Raw genomic sequence first — 12,072 nt, forward strand, 5'->3', positions numbered from 1 at the left:
GGCGTGAAAGATCAAAAATCGGTCGGCGCGCCGCCTTCGGCGCGGCGCTTCTCGACGAAGTCGTTGAGCTCCTCGCGGATGGCCGGGTCCATATACGGCTCTTCGTAGGCTGCGAGGCGCTCCTTCCATACCTTGTTGGTGCGTTCCAGCGCCGTCGGCGAACCCGCCTCGGTCCAGGTCTCGAAATTGCGCCAGTCGGAGACGATCGGCGAGTAGAAGGCTGTCTTGTAGCGCTCCTGCGTGTGCTGGGTGCCGAAGAAATGGCCGCCCGGGCCGACCGACTGGATGGCGTCGAAGCCGAGCGCGTCTTCGGAGAGATCGAGCGGGGTGAGAAATTCGGCCACCATCTGCAGGAGGTCGATGTCGAGGATGGTCTTTTCGTAGGAGCAGCGCAGGCCGCCTTCCAGCCAGCCGGCGCCGTGCATCATCAGATTGCCGCCGCCCTGGATGGCGCCCCACAGCGAAAAGACGCTTTCATAGGCGGCCTGCGCGTCGACCGTGTTGGCGGCGCAGGTGTTTGAGGTGCGGTAGGGGATATTGTAACGGCGGGCGAGCTGGCCGCCGGCGAGCTGCGCCTTCATGTATTCGGGCGTGCCGAAGGCCGGTGCGCCCGACTTCATGTCGACATTGGAGGTGAAGCCGCCATAGCCGACCGGCGCGCCCTTCTTCACCATCTGGGCAAAGGCGATGCCGGAGAGCGCCTCGGCATTCTGCTGCACCAGCGCGCCGGCGATGGTGACGGGCGCCATGGCGCCGGAGAGCGTGAACGGCGTGACGATCACCGCCTGGCCCATGCTGGCCATTTGGATGATGCCTTCCATCATCGGCACGTCGAGCTTGAGCGGCGAATTGGTGTTGATGATGGTGAAGACCGACGGCTCCTCCATCAGCTGCTCGCGGCTGACGCCGCGCGCGATGCGGGCGATCTCGATGCCGTCGACATTGCGTTCCTTGCCGAGCGAATAGATGTGGAAGACCTTGTCGGTCAGCGTGGCGAGGTCGCGGATGCATTCGAGATGCCGGACCGAGGGATGGATGTCGATCGGCTCGACCGGATAGCCGCCGGTGCACTGCAGGATGTTGTGCATCTGCGCCAGGCGCAGGAAATTGCGGTAGTCGACCTGGTTGCCGGGGCGGCGGCCGCGGTCGAGGTCGGAGCAGTTCGGCGCCGAGGCCATCATCGACAGGATGACGTTGTTGCCGCCGAAGTGCAGATTGTGCGCCGGGTTGCGGGCGTGCAGCGTGAACTCCGGCGGACAGTACGCGATGAGCTCGAGGATCATGTCGCTGTCGAAGCGAACGCGCTCGCTGCCTTCGCGAACGTCGGCGCCATGCGCCTTCATGATGCGGCGGGCTTCGTCATGCAGCACGTCGATGCCGATCTCCTTCAAAACGCGCAGCGAGGCGAGGTGGATCGATTCCAGTTCGTCGTCGGACACCAGCCTGGTGGGCACCAGCGGGTTCTTAAGCTGCCGGAACGGCGGCTGCTCGAAGGCTGCCGATCCGCCGGCGCGTTTGCCAGCACGGCCGCCGCGGCGGGCGCGATCTGTTGCCAATGCCGGTTCGGCGGGATGAAGGGCGGCAGTCATGAGAGGCCTCGTGGGGATGCGAAAGTGGTCGGCATAATGGACCGGCGGCAATGCTGCCGGTAAGGAGGCGGCGACCACTAGGGCGAGGGAAGCGACATGACGGAAGGGCAGATTGGCCCGCCGAATTGCCGCCGCCAAAGCATTCCCTGCCGGCGTCCCTGACAAGGATTGGCTGGAACATGCGCCCTTGCCGTCAGTTGGCCCTTACGGCTGTCGCCGGCAGCGGCTAAGCCTCCGTTGAATGGAGCAGGAATGATGGCTCTGGTGAAATCGGAGACCGGCGAGACGGTGCAGTGGGCCGCGATTACCGGCGTGATCGCGACCGTGTCGGTGTTCGCCATCGCGCAGGGGCTTTCCTATCCGCTGCTGAGCTTCATCCTGCAGCGTCAGGGCGTGTCGCCGGCGGTGATCGGCCTGTCGGCCGCGATGACGCCGGTCGGTTTCATCCTGTCCTCGCCGCTGATCCCGGGGCTGGCGCGCCGGTTCGGAGCGGGGCGGACTGCGCTCATCTGCGCCGGGCTCTCGGCCCTGGTGCTGGCGCTGATCGGCTGGACCCAGGACGTCTATTTGTGGTTCCCACTGCGCTTCCTGGTCGGCGCGGTCACCAATCCGCTTTATGTGCTCAGCGAAATCTGGGTGATCGCGCTGGCGCCGCCGTCGCGGCGCGGGCGCGTCATGGGCATCTATTCGACCATCATCTCGGCTGGGTTCGCGGCCGGACCGCTCTGCCTGCTGGCGGTCGGCACGGAGGGTTGGCCGCCTTTTCTGGTCGGCATCTTTGCTTTTCTTTTCTGCGGCGCCTGCCTGGCGGTCGTGGTGAAACGTCTGCCTAGGGTCGACGAGGCAGGTGAAAAAGTTTCTGTGCTGGGCTTCATGCCGCTCGCCTGGCTGCTCCTGTCGGCGGTCGTCGCCGCCGCCGGTTTCGAGCAGTCGGTGCTGGCGCTGCTTCCCGTCTATGGCACCCACTTCGACATTCCCGAGACGCGCATGTCGGCGCTGCTGTCGACGATGATCGCCGGCAACATCGCCATGTAGGTGCCGCTCGGCCTGCTCGCCGAAAGACTGACGGCGCGCCTCGTGCGATTCGGCTGTGTCTCGGTGACGGTTCTTGGCTGCGCGCTCTTGCCGGCGCTCATCGAGACGCCGCTGATCTGGCCTTGCGTCTTCATCTGGGGCGCGGTGTCCTACGGGATCTATACGATGTCGATCATCGAGCTCGGCGAGCGTTTTACCGGCTCGGCGCTGGTCGCGGGCAATGCCTCCTTCTCCTTGATGTGGGGCGTCGGTGGCATCCTCGTGCCGCCGCTGACCGGCGGTGTGATGGACCTGATCGGCGCCGCAGGGCTTCCGGTGACGCTCGGCGCGATCTGCGCGGCGCTGGCTGTAGCCACCGTCATTCGCCGGCGGGTGATGTAGGGCCGGCTGGCTGAGCGCAGGCAGCGCTGCTCTTGAATGTTGGCACGGCGAACGCGATGTAGGCAGGGCCGCCAGACCCGGAGACCAGCATGACCAGCCCGATGACCCAAACCCAGCCTGAATTGCCGGTCGTGGATCCTTTCCTGTGGCTGGAGGATCGCAACGGCAAGGAAGCGCTTGAGTGGGTCCATCGCCAGAATGCGACGACTGTCGCCGAACTGCAGGGCGATCCATCCTATCAGGCGGCATTCGAGACCGCGCTCGACCTGATGACGGCCGAGGACAATATCCCGGTCGGATCGGCGCTCGCCGGTTACGTCTACAATTTTTGGCAGGACAAGACCAACGCGCTGGGCTTGTGGCGCCGCGCGACAGTCGCCTCCTACAAGACCGACAAGCCGGATTGGGAAACGATCCTCGATTTCGATCAGCTCTCGGCCAAGGAAGGCGTGAAATGGGTGTTCGGCGGCGCGAGCCGGCTCTATCCCGATTTCGACCGCTGCCTGCTGTTCATGTCGCCGGACGGCGGCGACGCCAGCGAGATGCGCGAGTTCGACATTGCGAAGAAATCCTTCGTCGAGGACGGGTTTCGGGCACCGGCTTCGAAGTCGGGGTTTTCCTGGCTGGACAGGGATACGGTGATCGTCTCGGCGGCTTTCGAGGACGAGGACAAAACTCAGTCAGGCTATCCGCGGGTGATCAAGCTCTGGCGGCGTGGCACGAAGCTGGAGGAGGCGACGCCGATCTTCGAGGGCGAAAAAAATCATCTCGCGGTCGGCGGCGGCGTGGAGTTCGATGGCGACAAGAAACATGTCATGCTCGGCAAGACCATCGACTTCTTCACCTCGCACAGTTTCCTTCGGCTGGCTTCGGGCGAGAACCGGCGCATCCCGCTGCCCGACGACGCGACCGACACCGCGATCTTCAAGGGACAGCTGGTCTTTGGCGTCCGCAGTCCGTGGACGGCGCCGGACGGCACGCGCTGCCTGCCGGATGGGCTCTATTCCGTGGATTTCGACCGCTGGATTGAAACCGGTTCGTTCGAACCGGTCGAGACGCTGCTCAAACCGGAGCCCCGCGTTTCAATCGCAGGTCTCGCGAGGACGCAGGACCGGCTGTTCATCAACCTGATGGACAATGTGCGCGGCAAGGTCGTCGTTTGCGACCGCACCGGCAATGGCTGGTCGGTGAAGCCGGTCGACCTGCCCGACAAGGGCAATGTCGGCATCAGCCATGCCGAGCATTTCGGCTCCAGCGTCTCCTTCTCCTTCACCGATTTCCTGACGCCGAGCTCGATCATATGGTCGGACGACAATGGCGACACACTTCAAACCGTGAAATCGCAGCCGGCGCGCTTCGATGCATCGCCCTATACTTCGGAGCAGTTCGAGGCGCGCTCGAAGGACGGCACGATGATCCCGTATTTCGTCGTCAGGCGGCGCGACCAGACGGGACCGGTGCCGGCGCTGCTCTATGGCTATGGCGGCTTCGAAGTACCGCTCTTGCCCGGCTATGCCGGTATCCGCGGCAGGCTCTGGCTGGACAAGGGCAATGCCTATGTGCAGGCCAATATCCGCGGCGGCGGCGAGTTCGGCCCGGCGTGGCATCAGGCGGCGCTCAAGGGCAAGCGCCAGAAAGCGTTCGATGATTTCGCCGCGGTCGCCGAGGATGTGGTCAGGCGCGGCATCACCACGGCGGCACAACTCGGCATCCAGGGCGGCTCGAATGGCGGCCTGCTGACCGGCGTCTCGCTGACGCAGCGTCCGGAGCTGTTCGGCGCCGTCATCATCGACGTGCCGCTGCTCGACATGCTGCGCTACACCGAACTGCCGCCCGGTGCCTCGTGGATGGCGGAATATGGCGATCCGTCAAAGCCGGAGGAGGCTGCATGGCTCGCCGCCTATTCACCCTATCAGCGTGTGGCGACCAGTGCCGTTTATCCGCCGGTGCTGCTGATGACCTCGACCGCGGACGACCGCGTCCATCCGGGGCATGCGCGCAAGATGGCGGCGCGGCTCCAGGCCGCCGGTCACGGCAAGACGCTGTTCTTCGAGGAGACCGAAGGCGGCCATGGCGGGCGCGGCGATCGCCGGCCCCAGGCCGCGCAAACGGCGATGCGCTACGTCTTTCTGCAGCGCACGCTTGCCGGTCCAGCTTGAATTGCTGGCCGTTGGCGGCTTAAGGTGCCGCCATGGTCCGCATCAGCACATCAGGCGCCTTCGGGGTCGCGGTGACGCCGTCACCGCGCACGCTGCGCGCCGAGCTTTTGCGGCTGTGCGCCCGCATCGGCTATTCGCCGCCCCGTTTCCTCTGACGAATCCGCCCCGGCCACCGCCGGATTGATTCAAGAGGAAAGACTAACCCATGACCTATCAGAACTATTCGCTGAAGCAGCTTCAGCAGATCGATGCCGCGCATCACCTTCATCCCTTCACCGACCATAAGGAATTGCGTGAAGCGGGCTCTCGCATCATCACCCACGCCAAAGGGCCGTTCATCTATGATTCCGACGGAACGGAAATCCTCGACGGCATGGCGGGCCTCTGGTGCGTCAATGTCGGCTACGGCCGCGACGAACTGGCGGAGGCCGCCTACGCCCAGATGAAGGAGCTGCCCTACTACAACTCCTTCTTCAAGTGTTCGACGCCTACACCGGTGCTGCTGTCGCAGAAGCTGGCGGAACTGGCGCCGGAGCATGTCGGTCAGGTCTTCTACGGCTCGTCCGGCTCCGAGGCCAACGACACAGCGCTGCGGCTCGTGCGCCACTATTGGGCGCTCGAAGGCAAGCCTGAGAAGAACCGGATCATCTCGCGCAAGATGGCCTATCACGGCTCGACGATCGCCGGCACCTCGCTCGGCGGCATGGAGCCCATGCACAAGCAGCTCGGCGGCGCGGTGCCGAACATCGTCCATGTGATGATGCCCTATGCCTATGAGCTCGCGCTGCCCGGCGAAAGCGACCACGATTTCGGCCTGCGCGCCGCCAAGGCCGTCGAGGACGCCATCCTCGAAGTCGGCGCCGACAAGGTCGCCGCCTTTATCGGCGAGCCGGTGATGGGTGCGGGCGGTGTGAAAATCCCGCCGATCAGCTACTGGCCGGAGGTGCAGCGCATCTGCCGCAAATACGATGTGCTCTTGATGCTCGACGAGGTGATTACCGGCTATGGCCGCACCGGCGAATGGTTCGCGGCGCAGACCTTTGACGTCCAGCCCGACACCATCACCACCGCCAAGGCGCTGACCTCCGGCTACCAGCCGCTGTCGGCGCTCCTGGTCGGCGACCGCATCAGCAGGACGCTCGTCGAAAAGGGCGGCGAGTTCTACCACGGCTACACCTATTCCGGTCACCCGGTCGCGTGCGCGGTGGCCCTGAAGAACCTCGAGATCATTGAACGGGAAGGTCTGGTCGAGCGCGTCAGGACCGACACCGGTCCCTATTTCGCGCAAGCGCTGCAGGAGCGCATCGCCGGCCACAGGCTGGTCGGCGAGGTGCGCTCGATCGGTCTTATGGGTGCGATAGAGATCGTCAAGGACAAGGCGACCAAGGAACGATACCTGCCGTCGGGAAGTGCGGCGGTCGTCGTGCGCGATCACGCGATCTCGCAGGGCATGATGCTGCGCGCCACCGGCGACACGATGATACTGTCGCCGCCGCTGATCTGGACGCGCGACACCATCGACATGGCCTGCGAGCGCATCGCCAAGGCGCTCGACCTTGCGGAGGCGGATTTGCGGAAGCGCTGAGAAAACACAGCCGGGCGCCCTTGCTGGAGGGTGCCCGGCGACCCGAATCTGCAGCGAAGCCTTGCCCAGACGCAAAAACCGCGTCCCAGAAGGGAACGCGGCTTTGCCAGATACGCATGGCGTTTCGCTACTCGAGACCTGCGAAACTTACGGGCTCCGGTACGCGAGACCTGATCCGGAGCGCCGGGCGGTTGCGATGTCCGCCTCGCAGTCCGTTTTAAAGGCACATCGTTACCGGTGAGTTAGCGAGACCTTAAGCAAATCTAAATTTGCCGGATTTCTGTCGAAAAAATTTGCTAATAACCCTTTGCAAGCAGCTGCTTAGGTTTGATCGCCGCGCAGGAAATTTATGATGCCGGAAAAGTCGGCGCCTGCGTTGCCCTGCGCATTGAACAGAGCGTAGAGCTGCGTCGCCTCGGCGCCCAGGGGCGTCACGGCGCCGGCGCTTTGCGCGGCTTCCTGCGACAATTTCAGGTCCTTGAGCATGAGGGCGGCAGCAAAACCCGGCTTGTAGTCGCGGTTGGCGGGCGACGCCGGAACAGGGCCGGGCACCGGGCAGTAAGTGGTCAGTGACCAGCACTGGCCGGAGGAGGTGGAGGCGACGTCGAACAGCGCCTGGTGCGACAGGCCGAGTTTCTCGGCGAGCACAAAGGCTTCGGCGACGCCGATCATCGAAATGCCGAGAATCATGTTGTTGCAGATCTTGGCGGCCTGGCCGGCGCCGTCACCGCCGCAATGAACGATGCGGCCGGCCATCGGCTTCAGGATCGGCTCGGCAGAGGCGAATGCTGCATCCGACCCGCCGGCCATGAAAGTGAGCGTGCCGGCGGTGGCGCCGCCGGTGCCGCCGGACACAGGCGCGTCGATCGAAGGCAAGCCGTGCCTGGCGGCAATGGCGTGAGCCTTGCGTGCCGATTCGACATCGATGGTCGAGGAATCGATCAGCAAGGCACCTTTCTTCGCCTTGGGCGCGATGTCCTCGTAGACCGACAACACATGCTTGCCGGCGGGAAGCATGGTGATCACCACGTCGGCGTCCTTCACCGCGGCGACGGCATTGGCCATGACGGTGACGCCATGCTCTTTTGCGATCGTGAGGTTCTCCGGCACGAGGTCGAAGCCTTGCACCGCATACCCCGCCTTTACGAGGTTGGCAGCCATTGGGTTGCCCATATTGCCAAGGCCGATGAAGGCGATCGTTGCCATCGTTGTCTCCCGAAATTTGCTGCTTCAGCGGCCGATCAGCGTTCGCGCGATGATGACGCGCATGATCTCGTTGGTGCCTTCGAGGATCTGGTGGACGCGCAGATCACGCACCAGCTTCTCGATGCCGTAATCGTGCAGATAGCCGTAGCCGCCATGCAACTGCAGCGCCTCGTTGGCGATGTCGAAGCCGATGTCGGTGACGAAGCGCTTGGCCATCGCCGACCATTTGCCGGCATCCGGCGCCTTGCGATCGAGCTTCGAGGCGGCGGCATAGAGGAAGATGCGGGCCGCCTGCAGCTCCGTCTCCATGTCGGCCAGCCTGAACTGCAGGGCCTGGAACTGGTTGATCTTCGATCCGAAGGCCTTGCGCTCGCTCGTGTAGGCGAGCGCCTTGTCGAGCGCCGACTGCGCGCCGCCCAGCGAGCAGGCGGCGATGTTGAGCCGGCCGCCGTCGAGCCCGGCCATGGCGATGCCGAAGCCCGCGCCTTCGGTGGCAAGCAGGTTCTCGGCCGGCACCTTGCAATCCTCGAAGATGACCTGGCGGGTCGACTGCATATGCCAACCCATCTTGTGCTCATTGGCGCCGAAGGAGAGGCCGGGCGCATCCTTGGGCACCACCAGGGTCGAAATGCCTTTGGGCCCGTCGCCGCCGGTGCGCGCCATGACGACATAGACGTCGCTGTCGCCAGCGCCGGAGATGAACTGCTTGGCGCCGTTCAAGACATAGTCGCCGCCGCTCCTCACCGCTCTCGTCTTCAAGGCGGCGGCATCGGAGCCGGAGCCGGGCTCGGTCAGGCAATAGCTCGCCAGCCATTCCATGGAGGTCAGCTTCGGCAGGAAGCGCCGGCGTTGCTCGTCGCTGCCGAAGCGGTCGATCATTGATGCCGCCATGTTGTGGATGGAGATGAAGGAGGAGAAGGCCGGATCGGCATGCGCCAGCGCCTCGAAGATCAGCACCGCATCCAGCCGACCTAGCGCCGAGCCGCCGACATCGTCGCGGACATAGATGCCGCCCAGGCCGAGCGGTCCGGTCTCGCGGATCACGTCGGCCGGAAAGTGCTTTGCCCGGTCCCAGTCGAGCGCGTTCGGCGCGACCCGATCGGCCGCGAAGGCCTCAGCCATCTCCTTCATGGCGCGCTGTTGCTCGGTGAGTTCGAATTGGCCAGTGCCCGCATCGACTGCCGCGTCCATGGCGTGCTCCCTGTCGTTTCAGGCCTTGTGGCCTGTCGTTTTTGGCTTTGCGCAGCGATCAATCTAGACCAATGATGCCGCCGCGCAACCCAGCCCGCCGCGGACCGGCTGTGCATGGATTGATCAACGGAGTCTTGCGTGCCGACAATTTTCGATCAGCTGCTGGACAGGTTCCACTTCTATCTCGCCGGCATCGACAGCGATCTGGTTGCGGACGCCGTCGCGCGCATCGATTGGCACATGCCCTCTCGTTCGCGCGAACCACGTGCGCTTCGTTGCCTTCGCCATCTCGATCGGATTGCGGAGCTTGCGCCGCGGGACGCCGGGCCGCTGACGCGGTTCATCGCGGACCATCGCAATGAGCTGTGCTGGGGCCAGACTTATACCGCTGCCGATTTCGGACAGCTCTTCATCGACAATTACGGCTGGCTGGAGGTGTTCGGCACGCGGGGGCATTTCGCCAATGACGAGGTCGCGGGCGGCCTGCTGATCCTCGGGCCCGACAGTGTCTACCCAGACCACCACCACACCGCCGAGGAGATCTACATTCCGCTGACCGGCAGCACCGAGTGGCGCATGGGCGGGGCCGGCTTTCGGGTTCGAGCGGCGGGCGAAATCATCCACCATGCGTCCAACGTCAATCACGCCATGCGTACCGGCAAGGAGCCACTGATGGCGCTCTATATCTGGCGAGGTGGACCGCTCGCGCAGAAATCGATCATCGGCGCGGAGGGCAGGGGCTGATGGCCAGGGCGATCATGCTGCAAGGCACCGGCTCGGATGTCGGCAAGACGGTGCTGGTGGCGGGGCTCTGCCGGGCAGCAAAAAAACGCGGACTGAAGGTCAGGCCGTTCAAGCCGCAGAACATGTCCAACAACGCCGCCGTCGCCGACATCCCCGGCAACAACAAGACCGGCGGCGGCGAGATCGGCCGCGGGCAGTGGCTGCAGGCGCTGGCCTGCGGGGTGAGGCCGACCGTGCACATGAACCCGGTGCTGCTCAAGCCGCAAAGCGACATCGGCTCGCAAGTGGTGGTGCAGGGCAAGGTTTTTGGCGAGGCGCGGGCGCGCGACTATCAGGCGATGAAGGCCAGGCTGATGGATGCGGTGCTCGATTCCTGGGCGAAGGTCGGCGAGGACGCCGACCTCGTCATCGTCGAGGGCGCCGGCTCGCCGGCCGAGATCAACCTTAGAAGCCGCGACATCGCCAATATGGGCTTTGCCACGCGTACCAACGTCCCGGTGGTGCTTATCGGCGACATCGACCGCGGCGGCGTCATTGCTTCCGTCGCCGGCACGCATCTGATCCTGCCGGAGGAAGACCGGCGCATGATCGCCGGCTATCTCATCAACAAGTTCCGCGGCGATGTCTCGCTGTTCGACGATGGGGTCAGCGCCATCGGCAAGTTTACCGGCTGGCGCTGTTTCGGCCTCGTGCCCTGGCTGAAGTCCGCGGCAAGGCTGCCGTCCGAAGATTCGGTTGTGCTCGAGCGACTTGCCTCGGGCGAAAGGCGGGCGCTGAAGGTGGCGGTGCCCATGCTGGCGCGGATCGCCAACTTCGACGATCTCGATCCGCTCAAGGCCGAGCCGCAGGTCGAGGTGGTGTTCGTGCCGCCGGGAAAGCCGCTCCCGGAAGATGCCGGGCTGGTGGTCATTCCGGGCTCGAAATCGACCATCGGCGATCTGATAAAATTCCGCGAGAATGGCTGGGATCGCGACCTTGCCGCGCACCGCAAACGCGGCGGCCATGTCGTCGGCATCTGCGGCGGATATCAGATGCTCGGCCGCAAGGTTCGCGACCCCGATGGCATCGAAGGCAGCGTCATCGAGACGGAGGGCCTTGGCCTGCTCGACATCGAGACGGTGATGGAACCGGAAAAGACGGTGCGCAACTCCAGCGCTCATTCGGTGCAATTCGGCCTGCCGCTCGAAGGCTACGAGATCCATCTCGGCCGCACCACCGGCCCGGACGCCGCGCGGCCTTCGGCGATCATCAACGGCCTCGAGGACGGCGCGGTCTCCGCCGATGGCAAGGTTATCGGTACCTATCTGCATGGGCTGTTTGCAGCGGACGCTTTTCGCGCGGCCTACCTTGCGAGCCTCGGGGTCAAGGATGGGGGCATCGACTATCGCGCCGAGGTCGAGAAGGCGCTGGACGAGGTCGCGGCCGAGCTGGAGAAGCATCTCGACTGCGATGCGATTTTCGGGCTGGCGCGGTAGGTCCTCCCCTCGATGCGCATACGCTTGCCATTAGCGAAAGCTTCCGCCGCATCGTCATCCACGGGCGGAGCAAGGAGCGAAGCGACGCGGCGCAGACCCGAGGATCCATTCCGTGACGGTAAGGCGTTGCTACCGTGCAGAATTCTGCTCCTCTGCGCCCTTCGATCGAGGTCACGGAATGGATCCTCGGGTCTTCGCGTCCGCTTCGCTCCCGCTCCGCCCGTGGATGACGAAGTTCAGGCGTTTTCGCCAGCCGCAAATGCCGGCGCGGATAGCAACTACGCCTTCTCGCCCGCCTTCGGCCAGTAGGTGCCGAAGGACCAGAATTGCCTTCGGGGTCGAGGCAGATGAACTCGCGACTGCCATAGTCGCGGTCGACCAGTTCCTGGGTGATCCTGGCGCCGGCCTTCTTCGCCTTGGCATAGGCGGCATCGGCGTCATCGACGGCAATGTAGATGGACTTGCCGCCGCCACCGCCGGGCTCGCCGACCATCTTGCCGTAATCGTCGTCGCGCGCGGTGCCCAGCATGATCATCGAGGACCGAAAGGTCAGTTCCGCGTGGTGAACGATGTCGCCATCGCCATAACGGGCGCGCAGTTCGAAGCCGAAGGCCTCGCTGAGCCAGTCGATCATCCTAGCGGCGTTCCTGTATCGCAGGGCTGGATAGAGACGGGGGTGCTTCGTTTGTTGCTGGCATGACAATATC

The 12,072-nt window shown here is 64.5% G+C and carries 8 protein-coding genes and 2 pseudogenes; 6 read left to right on the top strand and 4 right to left on the bottom strand.

Going from position 1 to position 12,072, the window contains the following annotated elements; translation table 11 throughout:
• Positions 1-11: 11 nt before the first annotated feature.
• Entirely contained in the window at positions 12-1,589 is a 1,578-nt protein-coding gene (locus EJ078_RS26650) for a trimethylamine methyltransferase family protein (protein WP_127214070.1), read from the bottom strand.
• A 255-nt stretch (positions 1,590-1,844) separates the two neighbouring features.
• On the opposite strand from EJ078_RS26650, the pseudogene EJ078_RS26655 reads away from it, so the two are divergent.
• The 4 genes and pseudogenes from EJ078_RS26655 (at position 1,845) to EJ078_RS26670 (ending at position 6,749) form a co-directional block, all read left to right on the top strand.
• A pseudogene (locus tag EJ078_RS26655) lies at positions 1,845-3,005 on the top strand (MFS transporter).
• 89 nt (positions 3,006-3,094) lie between these two features.
• A complete protein-coding gene (locus tag EJ078_RS26660; RefSeq protein WP_208720956.1) occupies positions 3,095-5,164 on the top strand; it encodes a prolyl oligopeptidase family protein in 2,070 nt (689 codons plus the stop codon).
• A gap of 32 nt (positions 5,165-5,196) precedes the next feature.
• Positions 5,197-5,319 carry a capsid protein gene (locus EJ078_RS26665; RefSeq protein WP_066999731.1) on the top strand — a complete coding sequence of 41 codons (123 nt, stop codon included), beginning with the start codon at positions 5,197-5,199 and terminating at the stop codon, positions 5,317-5,319.
• Between the two features lie 50 nt (positions 5,320-5,369).
• Positions 5,370-6,749 (top strand): aspartate aminotransferase family protein, encoded by a 1,380-nt coding sequence (locus EJ078_RS26670; RefSeq protein ID WP_127214076.1) that lies wholly within the window; start codon positions 5,370-5,372, stop codon positions 6,747-6,749.
• Positions 6,750-7,070: 321 nt separating this feature from the next.
• Here EJ078_RS26670 and mmsB read toward each other — a convergent pair whose 3' ends face one another.
• Positions 7,071-7,955 (bottom strand): 3-hydroxyisobutyrate dehydrogenase, encoded by an 885-nt coding sequence (gene mmsB / locus EJ078_RS26675; RefSeq protein ID WP_095778484.1) that lies wholly within the window; start codon positions 7,953-7,955, stop codon positions 7,071-7,073.
• Between the two features lie 24 nt (positions 7,956-7,979).
• Positions 7,980-9,146, bottom strand: coding sequence for an isobutyryl-CoA dehydrogenase (locus EJ078_RS26680; protein ID WP_095825662.1), 1,167 nt, complete (start codon positions 9,144-9,146; stop codon positions 7,980-7,982).
• Positions 9,147-9,284: 138 nt separating this feature from the next.
• On the opposite strand from EJ078_RS26680, the gene EJ078_RS26685 reads away from it, so the two are divergent.
• Both EJ078_RS26685 and EJ078_RS26690 read left to right on the top strand, forming a co-directional pair.
• Positions 9,285-9,890 carry a dimethylsulfonioproprionate lyase family protein gene (locus EJ078_RS26685; RefSeq protein WP_095825661.1) on the top strand — a complete coding sequence of 202 codons (606 nt, stop codon included), beginning with the start codon at positions 9,285-9,287 and terminating at the stop codon, positions 9,888-9,890.
• Positions 9,890-11,365, top strand: a complete 1,476-nt coding sequence (locus EJ078_RS26690) for a cobyric acid synthase (protein WP_127214078.1) — start codon at positions 9,890-9,892, stop codon at positions 11,363-11,365. Before EJ078_RS26685 ends, EJ078_RS26690 begins: the two co-directional genes overlap by 1 nt.
• Positions 11,366-11,643: 278 nt before the next feature.
• Here EJ078_RS26690 and EJ078_RS26695 read toward each other — a convergent pair.
• A pseudogene (locus tag EJ078_RS26695) lies at positions 11,644-11,999 on the bottom strand (VOC family protein).
• Positions 12,000-12,072 lie beyond the last annotated feature (73 nt).

This window comes from Mesorhizobium sp. M1A.F.Ca.IN.022.06.1.1 (assembly GCF_003952605.1).
Taxonomy (GTDB): Bacteria; Pseudomonadota; Alphaproteobacteria; order Rhizobiales; family Rhizobiaceae; genus Mesorhizobium.